This window comes from Streptomyces sp. NBC_01723 (assembly GCF_036246005.1).
Taxonomy (GTDB): domain Bacteria; phylum Actinomycetota; class Actinomycetes; order Streptomycetales; family Streptomycetaceae; genus Streptomyces.
Map to the genome: position 1 here is coordinate 7,416,502 of NZ_CP109171.1, position 18,567 is coordinate 7,435,068.

11 protein-coding genes and 1 tRNA gene are annotated in these 18,567 nt (G+C 71.8%); 7 read left to right on the forward strand and 5 right to left on the reverse strand.

Features of this window, described 5'->3' with window-relative positions:
• The gene (locus OIE75_RS34830) at positions 1 to 1,332 is read right to left on the reverse strand and encodes a DUF2254 domain-containing protein (protein WP_307016153.1); all 1,332 of its coding nucleotides are present in this window, start codon (positions 1,330 to 1,332) and stop codon (positions 1 to 3) included.
• Between the two features lie 141 nt (positions 1,333 to 1,473).
• On the opposite strand from OIE75_RS34830, the gene OIE75_RS34835 reads away from it, so the two are divergent.
• From OIE75_RS34835 to OIE75_RS34850, 4 genes are all read left to right on the forward strand, one after another.
• A tRNA-Leu gene (locus OIE75_RS34835) sits at positions 1,474 to 1,558 on the forward strand.
• A 46-nt stretch (positions 1,559 to 1,604) separates the two neighbouring features.
• On the forward strand, positions 1,605 to 2,708 hold the full coding sequence (locus OIE75_RS34840) for an effector-associated domain 2-containing protein (RefSeq protein WP_329473311.1): 1,104 nt from the start codon (positions 1,605 to 1,607) through the stop codon (positions 2,706 to 2,708).
• A 119-nt stretch (positions 2,709 to 2,827) separates the two neighbouring features.
• Positions 2,828 to 3,025 carry a hypothetical protein gene (locus tag OIE75_RS34845; protein WP_307016155.1) on the forward strand — a complete coding sequence of 66 codons (198 nt, stop codon included), beginning with the start codon at positions 2,828 to 2,830 and terminating at the stop codon, positions 3,023 to 3,025.
• 29 nt (positions 3,026 to 3,054) lie between these two features.
• The gene (locus OIE75_RS34850; RefSeq protein ID WP_329473312.1) at positions 3,055 to 4,941 is read left to right on the forward strand and encodes an HEXXH motif domain-containing protein; all 1,887 of its coding nucleotides are present in this window, start codon (positions 3,055 to 3,057) and stop codon (positions 4,939 to 4,941) included.
• An 82-nt stretch (positions 4,942 to 5,023) separates the two neighbouring features.
• On the opposite strand, the gene fxsT is transcribed toward OIE75_RS34850, so the two are convergent.
• The 3 genes from fxsT to OIE75_RS34865 all read right to left on the reverse strand — a co-directional run bounded on the left by fxsT (position 5,024) and on the right by OIE75_RS34865 (position 11,011).
• On the reverse strand, positions 5,024 to 8,920 hold the full coding sequence (gene fxsT / locus OIE75_RS34855) for an FxSxx-COOH system tetratricopeptide repeat protein (protein ID WP_329473313.1): 3,897 nt from the start codon (positions 8,918 to 8,920) through the stop codon (positions 5,024 to 5,026).
• 195 nt (positions 8,921 to 9,115) lie between these two features.
• A complete protein-coding gene (locus tag OIE75_RS34860; protein ID WP_307016158.1) occupies positions 9,116 to 10,603 on the reverse strand; it encodes a VMAP-C domain-containing protein in 1,488 nt (495 codons plus the stop codon).
• A gap of 99 nt (positions 10,604 to 10,702) precedes the next feature.
• Positions 10,703 to 11,011: a trypco2 family protein gene (locus OIE75_RS34865; RefSeq protein ID WP_329473314.1), complete on the reverse strand. Its 309-nt coding sequence runs from the start codon at positions 11,009 to 11,011 to the stop codon at positions 10,703 to 10,705.
• Between the two features lie 407 nt (positions 11,012 to 11,418).
• On the opposite strand from OIE75_RS34865, the gene fusA reads away from it, so the two are divergent.
• On the forward strand, positions 11,419 to 13,464 hold the full coding sequence (fusA, locus tag OIE75_RS34870; RefSeq protein WP_329473315.1) for an elongation factor G: 2,046 nt from the start codon (positions 11,419 to 11,421) through the stop codon (positions 13,462 to 13,464).
• A 57-nt stretch (positions 13,465 to 13,521) separates the two neighbouring features.
• On the opposite strand, the gene OIE75_RS34875 is transcribed toward fusA, so the two are convergent.
• Positions 13,522 to 15,339: a coagulation factor 5/8 type domain-containing protein gene (locus OIE75_RS34875; RefSeq protein WP_329473316.1), complete on the reverse strand. Its 1,818-nt coding sequence runs from the start codon at positions 15,337 to 15,339 to the stop codon at positions 13,522 to 13,524.
• Positions 15,340 to 15,603: 264 nt separating this feature from the next.
• On the opposite strand from OIE75_RS34875, the gene OIE75_RS34880 reads away from it, so the two are divergent.
• Positions 15,604 to 16,680 (forward strand): DUF1996 domain-containing protein, encoded by a 1,077-nt coding sequence (locus tag OIE75_RS34880; protein WP_329473317.1) that lies wholly within the window; start codon positions 15,604 to 15,606, stop codon positions 16,678 to 16,680.
• 97 nt (positions 16,681 to 16,777) lie between these two features.
• The gene (locus OIE75_RS34885; protein ID WP_329473318.1) at positions 16,778 to 18,547 is read left to right on the forward strand and encodes a discoidin domain-containing protein; all 1,770 of its coding nucleotides are present in this window, start codon (positions 16,778 to 16,780) and stop codon (positions 18,545 to 18,547) included.
• The last annotated feature ends 20 nt before the right edge of the window (positions 18,548 to 18,567 follow it).

Genomic DNA, 18,567 nt, shown 5'->3' on the forward strand with positions numbered 1-18,567 from the left:
TCAGCCGATGCCCTGGCGGTCCGGCAGCAGCGCGAAGGCCCGGTCCGCCGGGGCGGGCGTGCCACGCTCGACGGCCTGCCGCAGCAGCTCGCGGTGGCGCAGCAGGGGTTCGTGCCGTTCCGGCGGCGCGAGCAGCAGCAGGTCGTCGAGCCCGGCCAGCAGACGGCGCGAGACCTGCGGCGCCCCCACCGCACAGCCACGGACCTCGGCGAAGCCCAGGTCCACCAGCTCCGTCCACCCGGGCACGGACCGCACCAGCCGGGCCGCACCGCGCCGGTCGCGGTACACCACGGCGTCCAGCGGCCGGCGGGACAGGGCGGCCAGGATCTGCACGACCCGGTCCAGGGCCTGTACGGCCGTGGTCGGATCGTTCACCGCCGGGGACAGGGCACGCAGCCCGATGTCGGACAGCTGGCGGAGCCCGAACGCCGGATCCTGGTGGAAGGTGCGCTCCACCCCCACCGACAGCGTGTACCGCAGGGCCCGGCGCGGCGGCGCGGCCCCGCCGTGCACCGCCAGCACGGGCGTGCCCGGCACCAGGAAGTCACCGATCCGCGGGACCAGCCGCAGCACCACCCCGTGCCCGCGCGCCACCCGCACCAGCCGCGCGATGTTGACGTCCCGCAGCACTCCCGCCCGCCCCTCGTGCGCGACCCACGCCGTGACCGGGCCCGGCCCGGCCGTTTCCCCGTCCTCAGCGGCTGCCGGCATCAGTGCCGCCGCCCGGAAGGACTCCGCGGCGATCCGGGCGATCACATGGCCGATCCGCATCAGCCGCAGCGTGCCGTTCACGTACAGCACGAAGAGCAGCAGGCTCAGCGCGACCATGAGGAGGGTGAGCACCGACTGCACCAGCGGCACGGACGTGGCGGCACGAGGGTCCGGGGTGCTGTCGTAGCTGGTCAGGACAAGCAGCGTCAGGACGAAGGTGGCCAGGAACACCGAGAAGGTCGCCTTGGTGATCCGGCTGCGGACGAACAGCCGCACCACGCGCGGCGTGAACTGCCCGCTCGCCATCTGCACCGCGACCAGCGAGATGCTGAACACCACTCCGATGAACGTCATCATCGCCGAGCCGACCGCCGACACCACCGTCTTCGCGTCGTTCGCGAACCGCAGCAGCTCGGCGAGCGTGTCGAAGTCACCGCCGTCCTGCAGCGAACGGACCAGAGCGGCGTCGAGCTCCTGAGCCACCAGCCACACCACGAAGACGCCCACCATCGCCACGGTGGGCGCGAACCAGAACGTGTCCCGCAGATGCTCCCTGAGCGGCGACAGCGCCCGCGACCGGCGACGCGGAAGCGGGCTCCGGGTAACCATCCAGTCACTCATGGTGCGACCCTAGGCGCCCTGGCCCCACCGGCCGCGGACCGCCGCTCAGGGGAAGGAAACGCAGGTGAAAGGCGCTGCGAAACCTTGGTATGGTTGTCCATGTCGCCGCGGGGAACACCCCCGCGCCGCGACAGACACCTGGTCCGGGTGGCGGAATGGCAGACGCGCTAGCTTGAGGTGCTAGTGCCCTTTATCGGGCGTGGGGGTTCAAGTCCCCCCTCGGACACTTTCTTTTGCATTTGAGGCGTCGTTCCACGGGGTAGAGGCCCCGTGTGAGAACGGGCCGAGGGGGAGCGGACGGGCTGGACATCGCCCGGGTCGCGGAGATGATCGTCGGCCGCCCCGGCGGCGTCACCGGACGCAGAGGATCCGGTTACCGCGTCACCGAACGGCACGTCCTCACCGCCGCCCACCTGGTCGAGCCCTCGCCGGTCACGCTCAAGGTCCGCTTCGACGCCGACCACCCCACCGAGTGGTCCACCGAAGCCCGGGTCGTGCTCAGCTCCCGCCCCGCCGACCTGGCTCTGCTGGAACTCACCGGCGCGCTCCCCGAGACCCGCCCGGTCCACCACGCGCCCCGCTACGCCGTCCTGCCCGACGAGGCCGTCACACTCCCCGTCACCGCCGTGGGATTCCCCCGCTTCAAACTGCGCGAGTACAGCGGAGCCGACGAACACGGCACCGGCGGCCCGCCCGCCCGGTACCGGGACTCCTGCCACGTCGACGGAACGGTGTCCGCACTCTCCAACCGCCGGGCCGGCACCCTGGAGGTCGCCGTCCCGCCCCCGGCCGACGACGTCGAACCCGACCGGTCACCCTGGGAGGGGATGTCCGGCGCGCCCCTCTGGTCCGACGGCGCGATCATCGGCCTGATCACCACCCACCACCGCTCCGACGGTCTCGGGCGCCTCGCGGCGATGCGGGTGAAGCGCTGGTACGAGCTGCTGACCCCGGCCGAACTGGACATCCTCCGAACCCGCGCGGGCCTCCCGGACCGTCCCGGACCGGTGGCCGCCCCCGAGCCCGGGACGGCGCACCGGCACCCGTCCGCCGATCCTCCGTCCCTCGCCTCGTTGCCGCACACGCTCACCCTCGGCGAACTCCGCCACCTGGTCGACGCGTTGACCGCACTGCCCACACTCCGCCGGTCGAACGGCCTCGACGCCGTCCTGGCCGGAATCGACCCCCGGGTGGCCGCCCACCGGCCGCGCGACGACCGGCTGAGGTTCGAGGTGTACGGCGTGCTGCGCACGTGCCTGCGCTTTCCCGGCACCCTCGACACGTTCCTGGCGGAGTTGCGGACCTGGGAGGAGGGCTCCGAGGAACTGCGCGAGGTCGACCGTGCGATGGCCGAACTGGCCCTGCGGCACAACTGACTTGATGCCGCAGCTGGCCGGTACACAGGTTTCGGGCCGCCTCCCCCTGGGTCATGATGAAGGAGGAACGAGGGCGCGTGGAGGACGACGGCGCGTAAGAGACCATACGGGGAGGGGACTTGGCAGCCGTGGAGCGGGCGACGCCGGCCTTTGAGTCCGGACTCATCGACCTCTCGGGAGTATCTCTCGAAGCGTTGCGTTCTCTTGACGGGCCAGTCCTGTCCGCGTCTCTCGAACGGTTGCTGGCCGATGTCGACGATCCCCACGCGATCACGGTCGCGGGCGTCAACCAGACGCACACAGGGCTCGGAAACTAGGACCGTAGCCGTGTGCGGGGGGAGTACGAGTGGGTCCCACGGAGAGCACGCCTGCCGGGCGATCCGTTTTCCACGGCATCTCGGAGACCGGCCTGCGCGGGCTCGTGCGGGGCGGCGGCGACGGTGACGTCGTCGAGGAGTTGCTGAGCGCCGAGCGCAGTCGCCGGCTCCTGCTGCTCCGGGCCCTGCTGGACCGCAGCGCCGAACAGGCGATCGGACAGGCGATCGGACACGAGGGGGAACGGCCGCTGTCCGTCCAGGACGCCTGGGACCTCCTCGAACGTGCCCAGGCCCGGGCCCCGGGGGTGGTCGACGGCGTCCTGATGGCACCGGGGACCGGTACCTGGCTGTCGTCGGCGCTTCGGCTGCTGAATGGTGCCCCCCAGGGCGAGGCCTCAGTCCGGCGCACGCTGGGACATCTGTCCGCCCTGGCCGTCGCGGGCGCCGCCGGTGCCCGCATCCGCTTCGCCCTGTGGGTCCCGGTGAGCGAGGGAATGGTTTCCCTTCCCGGCCTGGGATGCGCGGTCCTGCCCGGCGCGGGAGGGCGGACGGCGGTGCGTGTCACCGGGGACGGGGAGCGCCTGCGCATCAGCGGACCGGACGGCGACGTGGTGGTCGGACCCGAGTGGGAGCGTCGCACTCCCGGCTGGCGGCCCACCCGTCGGCTCACGCTGGGACGTGGTGACGCCGCGGGCTCACTGGCACTGGAAGAACACGACCCCTTTCGCATGTTCTCCGGACCCACCACGCCGAGCGCCCTGTCCGATCAGGAGGCCGCCGCCTGGCAGGGCGCGGTCGACGAGGCGTGGGACCTGCTGCGCGACGACCCGGACCTGACGGAAGCGATGCGCCGAGGCTTGAGGTCCATCACTCCCGTGCCCAGAGGAGAAAGGTTTCGGCCATACAGCAGCTCCTCCGCGGAGGCTTTCGGCGCGGTCAACGCCTCGCTGCCCGACGAGGGAGCGGAACTGGCCGCCACCCTGGTGCACGAGTTCCAGCACATCAAACTCGGCGCGCTCACCCACCTCGGGCCTCTGGTCACCCGGACCGACAAGACCGACGAGCCGCCGCGGTTGTTCCACGCGCCGTGGCGGGACGACCCACGTCCGCTGGAGGGCCTCCTCCAGGGGATCTACGCCTTCTTCGGCGTGACCCGCTTCTGGCGTGCCCACCGGCACGTCGCCGACACGGCGCACGAGCCGCTGGCGCACTTCGAGTTCGCCCTGTGGCGGGACGCGGTGTGGTCGACGCTCGACAGCGCCCGCGGCCACGAGCGGTTGACGGCCCTGGGGAACCGGCTCCTGGAATCCCTGGCCCAGATCTGTGCCGGATGGCTCACCGAGCGCCTTCCCGCCGAGGAGCTGCGGCTGGCGCGTGAGGCGACCACCAGCCATCGGGCCCGGTGGCGCGAACACCATCTGCGCCCCTGCGCCGACGTGGTGGACGAGGCGGTACGCGCCTGGCGACGGGGGGAGAGCTGCCCGCCGTCCCTTCGGACCGCACCGTCGTCCCTGCGGCCGGACCCCGACGCCTGCTTCCTGGACACGGCGGCGGTGCTGGCCCGGCACCGCCTGACCGATCCGGACGGCCCGTGGCGGGACCCCGGTACGGCCGCTGTGCGAGGGGCCGGAGCGGTGGACGTCCTGCTGGCCGGCGGTGCCCGCTCGGACGCTCGGCGGATTCTCACGGACCAACTGCTGCAGGACGACCCTCCGGTGGGGTCCTGGGCCGCGCTGGGACGGGCCACGGCCGACGACCCGGAACGGCGGGCCGCCGCCTGCTTCCTGCTCGGGTCGCCCCAATGGGCCCGGGCCGTGCGGGACACCCTGGCCGCCGAGCACGGCGAGCGGCCCGAGCCGATGGCACTCGCCGCGTGGCTCAGCCGCGCCGGGCAGCAGCCCCGGCCCGCGGCCTGAACGCCGCGAGGGCCGCACGGCACCCGCCGCGCGGCCCTCGCAGGTCCCGGTTCGCCCCCTCAGGGGGCGAGGAACCGTACCGTCACAACGGCATCGGGTCGATGTCGCAGTTGGCCCGCACGCCGTTCATGACGGCCACGGTCGCCGGGTGGGGCGCTGCCTCTTCCTGCTCCTCGTGCTGGGCGCCGAGCACCCGGCCCATGCGCTCCAGCGTGTCGGCCCGCATCGTCTCCCCTTCGTCCCCCTGGCCGACGGCCACCAGGTCCAGAGAGAGGTTCGCGGCACAGGCGAGCGTGGTCGGGTGGTCGGGACCGAAGGTCTGCCTGCACCGCGCCAGTGTGTCCCGCCCGCCGGACACCGCGTCGTCGAGTTCCCCGAGCGCGGCCAGGTCACTGGCCAGGTTCACGGCGGCCACCAGCGTGAAGGGGTGGTCGGCGCCGAGGGTCTCGGTCAGCCCGGCGAGCGCCTCGTCGTCCAGGCGCCGGGCCTCGGCGGGCCGCTCCAGCAGCCGCTCGGACACCGCGAGGCCGACGTCGGCGGCCAGCGTGTAGGGGTGTTGCGGGTGGAAGACCTTGCGGTAGCCCGCGCAGGCCTGGGCGCCACGCGCCCGCGCCGCTTCCAGGTCGCCGTTCTGACGCAGGGCGATGGCAAGGGGCAGCGCCGTGGCCAGGGACTGCGGGTGGGTGTCCCCGTACCGTCGGGTGAACGCCTCGTGGGCCTTGATGGCCAGGTCCAGCGCACGCGGGTGGTTGCCGGCCTTGCGGCACGCGATGCCCAGTTCCCGCTCGGTGCTGACGGTGGCCGGGTTGTCGTTGCCGAAGACGTCCCGGAACGCTTCCAGCGCCGCCTCCTGGAGCCGGAGCGCGCCGATGTAGTCACCCGACTCGCGGACGTCGATCGCGATCGAGTTCTCGGTGATGAGGCTCCGCTGGTCATCGCGCCCGAACAGACGCAGCTTCAGGTGCCAGGTCTTCCGGTCGAGTTGCAGCGCCTCGTGGAACTCACCCGACAGGCGCAGACTCACGCCCAGGTTGTGCGCCATGTTCAGGCTCGCCGGGTCGTCGTCGCCGAACGCCCGGTGCGCCCGGTCGTGGACCAGCCGGTCCAGCTCGGCGCCCTCGAGGAAGCGGCCCTGGGCGCGTCGCACGGCGGCCTCCATCTGGGCCGCGTCCAGCGACTCCTCGCTGTCGGGCGACGAGACGCGCTCGTGGACGCTGCGGATGTGCTCCACCAGGGTGGAGGCGTCGGTGTACCGGCCGACCATCAGGTAGACGAAGACCAGCCAGCGCCCCATCAGGAGGGTCTGCACGTCCTCCTCCCCGAACCGGTTCACCCAGGCGTTCCAGGCCGTTTCGGAGAAGTCCAGCGAGACCTCGTGGTCCCCCCAGTAGTAGAGGTACTTGGCGATGTTCATCACCAGCTGGCGCATCCAGGGCTGGTCGGAGGTGACGGCGCCGGATGCGATCACATGGGTGTAGAGCTCCGCATACCGAGGCCAGCTCTCCGGGTCGGTCGGCGTCCTGGGATCCGCGGCCGCCATCAGGGCGTGGGCGCCTTCGCGCATGCGGTTCTGCTCCTCTGGGCTCATACGGTTGATCAGTACGTGCTGGACCAACCGGTGCATCTCGATGCTGTTCGTTCGGTGGTCGATTCGGGCGAGCGAGTATCGGTTGATCTCCCGTATCGCGCGAGCGAGCTTCATCGGGTCGTTCAGAGCCGCGTCCAGTTCGGGGAAGATGGTGTTGTACCCCGGGCCGGACAGGATTTGCCTGGAGATCGGGTCGGGGGCGAAGTAGGAGCACAGCTGCAGCAGGCGCAGGGCGGCCGGGCTGCGGGTCTCCAGGTGGTCGAGCGAGACGTTCCACGCCGCCGCGACGGGCAGTTGGTAGTCCGGCGGCGGTGCCGTCTCGAGCAGCTCGTTCTGCTTGCTCTCGAAGAGCCGCAGGTACTCGGAGGCCGGCATGCCGGTCTCGGCCCGCCAGGCGGCGGCCTGAACCAGGGCCAGCGGCAGGTCGCCCAGCGCCTCCGCCAGCGCCTCGGCCTCCTGGTCGGCCAGTTCCGGTCCCGAGCCGCGGAGCAGTTCCTTGCTCTCCTCGCGGGTGAACACGTCGACCTCCAGGGACCCGCCCACCAGGCCCCAGCGACGGTTGCGGGAGGTGACCAGGATCGTGCCGGTGCCTCCGGTCGGGAAGTACGGGCGTACCTGCTCGGGACTGTCCGCGTTGTCGAAGATCAGCAGCCACCGGGAGTACGGGCGCCCCTCGCGCAGTGCCTCCCGGACGGCCGGCCCGGCGATGTTCGCCTCGGACGTGGTCACCAGTCCCAGCCGTTTGGCCAGCTCCACCAGGGACTGGCCGACCTGGCCCGGCCGCTCCGACGGGATCCACCACACGATGTCGTACTCGGACTGGTGCCGGTAGGCGTACTCGATCGCCAGCTGGGTCTTGCCGACACCGCCCATGCCGTGGATCGCCTCGGGCAGAACCGTGGTCGTGCCCTCCCGCAGCCGCTGGCCGAGCAGGTCCAGGAGCTCGCTGCGGCCGGTGAAGTTCTGGTTGCGCGGCGGCAGGTTCCCCCAGACGCGTGGCTGAACGGCGCGCTCTCCCTCCAAGGTGCGCTGGGGTGTGGTGGACATCGGGGTGGCTCCTTCGCTAGCTGCGGCAGCGGCGGTGGTCGGGGAGGGGGCGGTGGGCGGGACCTTGGCGAGCGGCACTGCATACCGCTGATCGTGCCATTTCAGGGCGTGGCGTAACAATTTGGCGCGCTGAATGTGTGAACCGGACAAAGCGGCCAGAGCCTTCAGTTCGATTCGGAGGAACGGCGCGTTCTCGCGGGTCACATTCGGCGGTGAGGGCTTGTACGACGCCTCGTCGGGCGGCGGGAGCAGGGATGCCGTGGCCGGGGAGGAGGCCAGCACCTCGCGGACGTCGTGCAGGGTGCGGATGGTCGCGGCGCGCCGCCCCTGCGCGAGCAGTTGCTCGCGGACGTCGGGAAGGAATTCGTAGACCACCGCCCCGGGGGCGTCTTCCTTGACGCCGGTGGGGCGGACCAGGCCGCTCATGAAGAACTCGGCGGCGTGCACCGGTCCGGCCCCGTGCGTCGACCGCATCACCCGGCGGATGACCGGCAGGCTGAGCGGCGCGGCGGCGAGACGGGTGCCGAGGCGGAAGGCGACGGGAGAGGCCGCGGCACGGAAATCGAACACCCGGTCGGAGGCGGACGGCGGACTCTTTGTCGAGGGGGACTCGGCGGCCCACGGGAGGACTCGTGCCGCGTCCGGCCGCCCCTTCCAGGTGTGTGCCTGCGTCACCGGCAGGTCCAGCGGGCCGGGCTGCGTCCCGGCGAGCACGTCGGAGAGGGCGCGCGCCCCGTGATGGGTCAGCGACAGGACGGGGACGGCGAGCCGGACCTCCTCGTCCTCGGCACCGCCCGGGTGGGCCGGAGCCGGAGCGTCGCCGGGGGCGACCGGAAGCTCCCGTTCGTGCCATTCCCAGTCGGCGTTGGCCGCCCACGGTCGATCCGTGCTGACCTGCGCGTGCAGTACGTCGAGGCCGGTGCGGAACCAGACGTGCGGCGGCAGCGGGTCGACCAGGGCGACGGGCCAGGACCCGGCCCAGCCCAGCAGCAGGGGCTGCACCGCGCCGAGGTGCCAGCCGGCCGCCAGGGCGTCCGTGACCACCAGGACCACCCGTCGCGTGCCGTCCGGGGGCATGCCGAACGGGCGCTCCGTGCGGACACGGGCGGGGAGCGCCTCGTCCGTGCCGAGCAGGGACACGACCCGGACCTCGGCGAAGCTCTCGGCGAGGGCCGCGGTCAGGGCGTCGACGACCTCGTCCCAGACCCGCATCGTCACATGCGAGTCGACCACGAGGACGGCTTCTCTGGGTGCCGTGTCGTCCTCGGGATGCCAGTCGCGCCACAGACGGGCCACGTCGGCCTCGGGCCGCAACCGCTCGTGCCGGTCACTGTCACTGGCCATGATCACGCCCACGGTTTCGCAGTCGAAGGGGTGTCGGGGGCGGGCCGCCTCCCGATCTGTCTCTGCTCCGCGTCACGAGGAGTGCCCCGAGCGAGGGCCGGCCTCCCCGCGGTCCGGGTGAGTGCCCGTACCCCACGGTCGGCGCACCTGGCATCACGAGTGCCCTCCCTTCTGACCCTGTCGGCGGCCCATCCCTCATCCGGCACGGTCGGGACCGCCGCCCGGTGCCGATGGGCCGGGCATGCGTTCCGGATCGTCGAGCAGCAGGGCCAGATGGCGCCCCACGTGCCCGTCCCAGCCCTCGGGGCCCAGCGCCAGAGCCCGGTCGCGCCACCGCCGTGTGCGCTCCAGTACGCCGGCCAGCCCGCGCTCCTGCAGGATGTCCGCCGCCGCCTCCCGGAAGGCCGTCCCGGAGTCGCCCCGGTCCCAGACGATGGCCGGGATGCCGGACCGCAGCGCCGCCACGAACTCCTGCTGGGCGACGGGCGATTCGGTGCCCGGCGGTGCGCTGAGGACCAGACAGACGATCTGCTGGTCGTCCTTGAGCTCACGCTCGAGGTGGAAGGCGGACTGGTCCGGCGGGCTCCAGTGCGAGCGGCTCTCGGCCGGCCGGTCCTTGAGCTGCCGCCAGCGGTTGTTCCAGGGCCGGTGCCAGGCGGCCTTGCGCAGGCGTTCGAAGCTGCGTACCACCACGGTGTAGTCCATGACCAGGGGTGTGGGCACGGGCGCGTCGGCCTCCTTGTGCCACCACTCGACGGGTTCCGTCAGCAGCTCCCACGGCAGGATGAACTCGATCACCACGGGCTGGCGCAGATCGGACCAGCGTTCCTCGGCCTCCTGGACCAGCCTGTCCGCGGCGGCCGGAAGGCCGTCGCGGTGCAGCTTGACCGTCTCGCCGGGAATGGGATGCCAGCCGTCGGAGTCGGACTGACGCCAGTGCGCCACCCAGAAGTTGTCCGGGTCCACGCCGTCCGGTTCGAACTGGATCAGGAGATAGGCGGGGTGGAGCGAGGGCTCACCGGGCGGGGCGAAGTCGCCCTGCTGCCAGTCGGCCATCTCCTCCGCCAGCCCGCGGAGCTGAGCCTGTCTGCGGTTCCAGCGGCGTAAGTGCTCCGCCTCCTCGGTGCGTCCTTCCTTCACCAGGTGCTCGGCGGCCAGCGACAGGAACGCCATGGACGGCGGCAGTTCGTCCACCGCGGTGTTGTCGCCCGCCAGGCGCAGGAAGACCTCCCAGCCCGTGTCGCACCACTCCTGGAGTTCCTGGGTACGGGAATGGCTGGCCCGGCGCGCGAGGGCCGTCAGGAGGGACACGGAACGCAGTTCGTGCAGCAGGGGACGCAGCGGCCGCAGGTCGGTGTCCTTGAAGAAGGAGGTGGCCTCCCACTCGTCCACCAGGCGCCACAGGGCGAACAGGCCCACCGAGCCCTGCTCGGCGTACCCCAGGCAGCGGGCCAGTGTCTGCAGTCCCTCGTCGATCTCGGCGCATTTCTTCACCAGTTGCCGTGACCACAGGGCGAGCGGCTGGTCCTGGTGCGGGTCCACGGTCAGCCGCAGCTCCGACGAGAGGTCCTGGACCAGCATCTCGGTGCCGGTCCGCCGGCGCACGGTGTCCGTCGTCGCGAGGACGCCCGCCATCTCTGCCAGAAGTTCGTTTCGAACGCGTGCGGCGCTGCGCCCCTCCACCTGACCTCCCCCGGCCGTCATCGAGTTCGTCCGCGCCCGGTCCGGACAGCGTACGACTAGCCTTCCCACTGCGTCAGCGGCGCGAACAAGGCGGAATCCTCAACGCTCCCCGTGCGCCTCGTCGTCCGAGACCAGCACGTGGCGGCGGGTTCCGTCGGGAGCCACCAGCGTGGGCTGCAGCGTGAGCGTGACGCGATGCGTACGGGAGGAGGTGACGGACGCGTCGGCGTTCGCCTCGACCACCCAGAAGTTCACCTTGCCGCCGGCGCCACCGGTCCGGTCGATCGCGACGGTCGCCTCGATCTCCACGGGTCCCAGTTCGAAGCGGACCGGGCCGGGGCCCGCCGAAGTCAGTGCGGTGTTGAGCTGATCTCTCAACTCCCGCACCATGTCCGATAGTTCAATCATGGAGCCTCCCGGAACGACCGTGCGGGGCGATCTTACCGACCGCCGCGGGTGCTCCGGGCCACTCTCGCGGAGAAAGCTCCGTTGGGATGAAGACTCGTCCGCACACTTTGGAAAAACGCGGTGCGCGGACCTCAACCGTCTCCCTACACTCACCACGACATCGAGACCGAGTGAGGGGAGCAGGGCCGTGCGCATCCGCACCGCTGCCGTCGTTCCCCCGTCCCGGTACGAGGTGATCCTGGTGTCCTCGGCCCTCCGGTGTCCGCCGCGCGGCCGGCACCGGACGCCCGCGACCGGTCTCTGACGTCCCGTCACGCATGCCCTGAGGGCCGTGACCTCATTCCGACGTGCCGCCCGTCCCGGGAATCGCGCCGCCCTGCTCGCAGACCAGTGAAAGGCCACCGGCCGTGCGTACCCGTACCAACCCTCTCGCCACCATCCGCAACCTCGGCATCCTCGCCCACGTCGACGCCGGCAAGACCACCGTCACCGAGCGGATCCTCTACACCACCGGCACCACCTACAAGCGCGGCGAGGTGCACGACGGCACGACCGTCACCGACTTCGACCCGCAGGAGCGCGACCGCGGCATCACCATCTTCGCCGCGGCCGTCAGCTGCACCTGGGACGGTCACCGGATCAACCTGATCGACACCCCGGGGCACGTCGACTTCGCCGACGAGGTCGAGCGGTCGCTGCGCGTCCTGGACGGCGCCGTCGCGGTGTTCGACGCGGTCGCCGGGGTGGAGCCGCAGAGCGAGTCCGTGTGGCGGCAGGCCGACCGGCACGGCGTGCCGAGGATCGCGTTCGTGAACAAGATGGACCGGGCGGGCGCCGACCTCGACACGGCCGTCGCCTCGATCCGGGCGCGACTGCACCCCGTACCCCTGGTGGTGCAGCTGCCCATCGGCTCCGAGGACGGCTTCACCGGCGTCGTCGACCTGCTGCGCATGCGCGCGCTCGTGTGGTCCGACGGCGCGGAGACGGCCGAGGAGGGCCCGGTGCCCGAGGCCCTGCGCGAGGAGGCGGTACGCAGGAGGCGGCTGCTGGAGGAGACGGTGGCCGAACGCCATCCGTACGCGCTGGAGGAGTTCTGCGACCGGGAGACGCTCACCGCTGACACCCTCGCCGGTGCGCTGCGCGACCTCACGCGCGGCGGTGACGGCGTGGTGGTGCTGTGCGGCTCGGCCTACCGCAACCGGGGAGTCGAACCGCTGCTCGACGCCGTCGTGGCCTACCTGCCGTCACCGCTGGACGTGCCGCCGGTACGCGGCACCCACGACGGCACGGAGGAGGAACGGCCCGCCGACCCGGCGGCGCCGACGACCGCACTGGCGTTCAAGGTGAACGCCACCCCGACGGGACGGCTGACGTACCTGAGGGTGTACTCGGGCACCATCGAGAAGGGAGACACCGTGTGGGACGCGGGCACGCGCCGCACCGAGCGCATCGGCCGCATCCTGCGGGTGCGGGCCGACCGGCACGACCCCCTGGAGCGGGCGGTCGCCGGGGACATCGTCGCCGTGGTCGGTCTGAAGACCGCCCGGGCCGGCTCGACGCTGTGCGCGCCGGGCGACCCGCTGGTCCTGGAGCCTCCGGGCGTGGCCGAACCGGTCGTGCACGTCGCCGTGGAGGCCCGGCGCTCCACCGACACCGACAAGCTGGCCGCCGCGCTCGCCCGGCTGACCGAGGAGGACCCCTCACTGGCCGTGCGGACCGACCCCGAGACCGGGCAGACCGTGCTGTCGGGCATGGGCGAACTCCACCTGGAGGTCGCGGTGGAGCGGGTCAGGAGCGAGCACGGCCTGGCGGTCGCGGTCGGCCGTCCCGGCGTGGCGTACCGCGAGACGGTCGGCGAGGGCGTGACCGGATTCGTCCACCGGCACGTCAAACAGGACGGCGGCGCGGGCCAGTTCGCGCACGTCGTACTCGACGTCGAGCCCTGGGAGGAGGGCGGTTTCGTGTTCCGCTCGACGGTGACCGGCGGCGGCGTGCCGCAGGAGTTCGTGCGGGCCGTCGAGGCCGGCTGCCGGGACGCCCTCACCGAGGGCCCGATCGGCGGGCACCCGGTGACCGGCCTCAGGGTCACGCTCACCGACGGCCGGACCCACGTGAAGGACTCCTCGGACACGGCCTTCCGCACCGCCGGCCGGTTCGGTCTCCGCGACGCCCTGCGCGCCTCGGAGATGGTCCTGCTCGAGCCGGTCGTGGAGGTCGCGGTCACCGTGCCCGAGGACGCCGTCGGCGCCGTACTCGGCGACCTCGCCGCGCGCCGGGGCCGGGTCACCGGCTCCGATCCGCGGGGCGGCACGACCGTGGTCACGGCCACCGTGCCGCTGGCCGAGCTGTTCGGCTACGCGACCCGGCTGCGCAGCCGCACCCAGGGCCGCGGCACCTTCACCGCCCGGCCCACCGGCTACGCGCCGGCACCGGCCGCGGCACCGGCGCGGTAGCGTCGCCGGGCCGCCCCCGCCCAGCACGGGCGGGGGCGGCCCTCCGGCACGGCGCGCTCAGGGGTACTGCACCACCGTCGACGGCACGGTCGACGTCCCCGACGTGGGCGAACCCGTGTCGTTGATGACGCACTCGTACTGCCCGTTGCCGCCCAGCGACACCACGAGCAGCCCGTGGAAGCGCACCCCGGACCGGTTCGGCGCGGCGAAGCCGTGGTGCTGCACGATGGACGGGTTCACGTTGTAGTAGCAGTAGCTGCCCAGGCCCCAGCCCTCGTGCTCGGTGACCTGGTCGCCGACCTTGTAGGCGGCGTACCCCTTGACCGAACCGTTCTGGACGGCGGCCTGGTCGGGGGCGTCGTACGCCTTCTCGTTCTGGAAGAAGATCGTGCGGCCCCGCTGGCCGTTCCACTGCACGTCGTACTTGTTGAAGTGTTCGACGAACAGGCCGGTGGCCAGGACGTCGTCGCCGTTGACGACCACGCCGTAGTCGGCGCGGTTGGTCTCCCAGCCGACGCCCTCGCCGTGGTCGGCGCGCCACACCCAGGTGTGGTCGACGATCGTGTGCCGGCTGTTGATCACCATGCTGGTGGTGGCCTTGCCGGGGCCCGCGCCGCCGATCCGGATGAACACGTCCTGCACGGTGGTCGGGTTGGCGGAGTGGTCCGCGGACGCGCCGGCCGGCCCGACCTCCAGCAGCGTCGAGGAGTTGACCGGCCCCGCGTCGACGAGGAACCCGGCGAGCCGTACGCCGTCCACGTCGGCGACCCTCATCGCGGTGACGCCGTTGCCGGGGATGAGCGTGGCATAGCCGAGGCCCAGCACGACCGTGCCCGCGCGCTTCACCTCGACGGTGCCGTCCAGGTGGTAGATCCCCGGCGTCAGCAGCAGGTGCAGTCCCTCCTCCAGCGCCTGGTTCAGCGTGGCCGCCGAGACGCCGGGCTTGGCGACGTAGAACTGCGTCAGCGGGAGCGAGGTGCCGCGCGGGGTGCCGTTGCCCCAGGACACGCCTCGGGCGCCCGTGCGCTTCTCCGGCAGGAAGACGCGGTACGCGTCGCCGTCGAGGTACAGGAACGGCTTCTCCCGGGATACGGGTGTCGTCTCCAGCGTGGTGTACGGCGGGTCGGGGAAGCTCTGCGCGGGCGCGCCCTCCACGCCGGAGAACACCATGTTCCACACGGCGTTGAGCCATCCTCCGACCGAGCTGTCCCGGGTGTACCACTGCTGCTGGGAGTACGGTCCGACGCTGCCGTCTATCCGGCTGTCGGCGATGTAGCCGCCGCTCGCCCAGCCGTAGCCGTCGGGGGCGAGGTTGAGCCCGCCGCGTACGTGCATGCGCCGGAAGGGCGCCGCCTGCGACACCGCCCAGCGGTTGGTGCCGTTGACCGGGACCAGGGCGAGGTTCTCCGCCGAACGCCAGAAGTTCTGCGTGGCGTTGCCGTTGAACCAGCCGGCGTCGACCGTCACGTCGCCGTTGATGGTGGTGTCGTCGGGGGAGAGGCCGAGCCCGGCGATGGAGGTGTAGAAGCCGATCTGGGCGTTGAGCCCGTTGTACGTGCCCGGCTTGAACAGCAGGGCGTAGCGGCCGGTGCCGAACTGCGCCGACTCCTGCTGCCGGAAGATCTCGTCCAGTCTGCCCTGGATGCCGGCCGTGGACGGGTCGAAGACGATGACGTTCGGCCCGAGGTCGCCGCCGCCGGGCAGTGCGCGGGGGCTGTCGCCGGGGGTGGCACTTCCCGTGCCGGGGGCGGCGGCCGCGGGCCCGGCACCGGCCAGCCCGGCGATCACCGGGGCCGCGGCGGCCGCAGCCAGGACGCTGCGCCGTCGTACTCCGGACGGCTCGGGCGTGGGGGAGGGCGTGGGGGAAGAGGGCATGGGGGCGGCTCTCCTTGTTCGGAAAATGAACGAAGTGGGGGTGGGGGAGCGCTCTCTGGGTGTGCATGTTTCATCCGCCCGCACGGCGCGTCAAGAGTTGTGACCGTTTCTCGTGCGCTGTGTTCAACAAGTAGGGACAGAAGCTCCGTTGGCCCGCACCTGGCCTTCCTGTCGAATCCCTTGACACCTCCCGCCGCGCCCCTCGACACTCCGCCGTGGGAGAGCGCTCTCCGAGATTTTCCCCGACACTCCCAGGAGGTCTCCATGCCACGGAGATCGAAAGTCCTGTCCGGCACCCTCGTCGCAAGCGCGCTGCTGCTGACGTCGATCGGCGTCGGCACCCTCGCGGTGAACGCCGGTGCCGCGACCCCGCCCGCACAGTCCGCGCACTCCGGGCACACCATGGCCGCCTCGACCGCCTTCTCGCCCGAGGACCCGGACGGCGACGGCTACATCCCCGCCAACCCGCCGGTCACCGGCGTCACCCCGTCCACGAAGGAGCCGCCGCACCGCTACTTCCACGAGTTCCAGGCCAACTGCGCGGTCAGCCACACGGCGCCGGACGACCCGATCGTCTATCCGCAGCAGCCTGGCAAGTCGCACGACCACACGTTCATGGGCAACACCACGACCGACGCGAACAGTACGACGGCCTCGCTGGACGCGGGTTCCACGACCTGTCTCGCGCCCGGCGACCGGTCGGGGTACTGGATGCCGACCATGTACGACGGGGACCGGCCGGTGCTGCCGATCGGCCCGCAGGTCATCTACTACAAGGCCGGCGTCACCGACTACACCAGCGTCCGGCCCTTCCCGAAGGGGCTGCGCTACGTCGTCGGCAGCCCGATGCAGAGCGCCCAGGAATTCCGCAACCACCGGGGCTTCGTCGAGGGCTGGGAGTGCGGCGACAGCTTCTTCAACGTCGACTTCCCGTCCGACTGCCCGGACCGCCAGGACGCCCAGGTCAACATCCGCTTCCAGGCGCCCAGTTGCTGGGACGGCAGGAACCTGGACACGCCCGACCACAAGAGTCACATGGCGTATCCGGTGGTCAACCCCGGGACCAACAACAACATCTGCCCGGCCACTCACCCGGTCGCCCTGCCGATGATCGAGTTCAAGATGGCCTTCCCGGTCAACGGCGACCTGTCCCGGGTCCGGCTCGCCAGTGGCGCGAGCTACTCGTTCCACTACGACTTCTTCAACGCCTGGGACGAGCCCACCCTCAAGGCCCTCGTCGACCACTGCGTCGTCGGCGGCCTCCAGTGCAACGCGCGCGGCTACGACGAGACCCACCCGGAGGCGGGTGCGGCGCTCGACGAGAACTACGAACTCCCCTGACCCCGGCCCCCCCTGGGCCGGCCCGGCCGTCCGCACGGAAGGCCACTGCCCCGCGGGCGGCCGGGCCGCCCCACCCGCAGACCGGAGACACACCACCATGAGCCGACCCCGCACCCCCACCCCGGGCCCCGTCCCGGCCCGCAGACTCACCGTGCCGCTGACCGCCGCCCTGCTCACCGCCTGCGCCCTCACCGCCGTGCCCGCCCAGCAGGCGCACGCCGCCGGCAGCGTGGTGAAGGTCACCGGAGGCGAGGGCAACTGGCAGCTGACCGTGGACGGCAGCCCCTACCAGGTCAAGGGCCTCACCTGGGGCCCCTCACCCGCCGACGCCGACCGGTACATGCCCGACCTCACGTCCATGGGCGTCAACACCATCCGCACCTGGGGCACCGACGCGAGCAGCAAGCCCCTCCTCGACTCCGCCGCCGCGCACGGCGTCAAGGTCATCGCCGGCTTCTGGCTCCAGCCCGGCGGCGGACCGGGCAGCGGCGGCTGCGTGAACTACCTGACCGACACCGCCTACAAGGACCAGATGCTGGCCGAGTTCCCCCGCTGGGCCCAGGAGTACAAGGACCACCCGGGCGTCCTGATGTGGAACGTCGGCAACGAGTCGGTGCTCGGACTCCAGAACTGCTACAGCGGCGACGAACTGGAGCGACAGCGCGACGCCTACACCACCTTCGTCAACGACGTGACCAAGAAGATCCACGCCGTCGACCCGAACCACCCGGTCACCTCAACCGACGCCTGGGTCGGCGCCTGGCCGTACTACAAGAAGAACGCCCCCGACCTGGATCTGTACGCCGTCAACTCCTACGACGCGGTCTGCGGTGTCCGCGCCGCATGGGATCAGGGCGGCTACACCAAGCCCTACATCGTCACCGAGGGCGGACCGGCCGGGGAGTGGGAGGTGCCGGACGACGCCAACGGCGTACCGAAGGAACCCACCGACCAGGCCAAGGCCCGGGGATACACCGTTGCCTGGAACTGCGTCACCGGGCACCGGGGCGTCGCCCTGGGCGCGACCCTGTTCCACTACGGCACCGAGTACGACTTCGGCGGCATCTGGTTCAACCTGCTGCCCGCCGGTCAGAAGCGGCTGTCGTACTACGCGGTCAAGCGGGCCTACGGCGGCGACACCTCCGGCGACAACACGCCGCCCGTCGTCTCCGCCTTCGACGTCGAGGGCGACGCGGGCAAGGTGCAGGCGGGCAAGGACCTCGTCCTCACCACCCGCGCCACCGACCCCGACGGCGACCCGATCGGGTACGAGGTGCTGGCCAGCAGCAACTACATCGACCAGGGCAAGCAGCTCACCACGCTCCCCGCGACCGACCTCGGCGGCGGGCGCCTGAAGGTCACCGCCCCCGACCGGCCCGGCGTCTGGAAGCTGTACGTCAAGGCCACCGACGGCAAGGGCAACGTCGGAGTGGAGACCCTCTCGGCGCGGGTCGTGCCGCCAGCCGTGGACGGCACCAACGTCGCCCTCGGGAAGCCGGCCACCGCCTCCTCCTTCCAGCCGAGCTACGGCGACTGCCCCTGCCCCGCCGCCAACGCCGTCGACGGCAACGCCAACACCCGCTGGGCCGGCGACTGGAGCGACCCGCAGTGGCTCCGGGTGGACCTCGGCACCCGCACCACGTTCCGGCACGTCCAGCTCCACTGGGAGGCGTCCTACGCCAGGGCCTACACCGTCCAGACCTCCGACGACGGACAGAACTGGCAGACCGTGCGCACGGTGACCGACGGCAACGGCGGCGTCGACACCCTCGACGTGACCGGTACCGGCCGCTACGTGCGCGTCAACGGCACCGCGCGGGGCACCGGCTACGGCTACTCGCTCTACGAGTTCGGCGTCTACAGCTGACGCCGGACGACCGCGCACGA

What these genes read in the sequence shown, in the direction of transcription:
- OIE75_RS34830 (WP_307016153.1), bottom strand. Translation starts at nt 1,332, where the DNA reads ATGAGTGACTGGATGGTTACCCGGAGCCCGCTTCCGCGTCGCCGGTCG.
- fxsT (WP_329473313.1), bottom strand. Translation starts at nt 8,920, where the DNA reads ATGGCCAGTGACAGTGACCGGCACGAGCGGTTGCGGCCCGAGGCCGAC.
- OIE75_RS34865 (WP_329473314.1), bottom strand. Translation starts at nt 11,011, where the DNA reads ATGATTGAACTATCGGACATGGTGCGGGAGTTGAGAGATCAGCTCAAC.
- OIE75_RS34875 (WP_329473316.1), bottom strand. Translation starts at nt 15,339, where the DNA reads ATGCCCTCTTCCCCCACGCCCTCCCCCACGCCCGAGCCGTCCGGAGTA.
- OIE75_RS34880 (WP_329473317.1), top strand. Translation starts at nt 15,604, where the DNA reads ATGCCACGGAGATCGAAAGTCCTGTCCGGCACCCTCGTCGCAAGCGCG.
- OIE75_RS34885 (WP_329473318.1), top strand. Translation starts at nt 16,778, where the DNA reads ATGAGCCGACCCCGCACCCCCACCCCGGGCCCCGTCCCGGCCCGCAGA.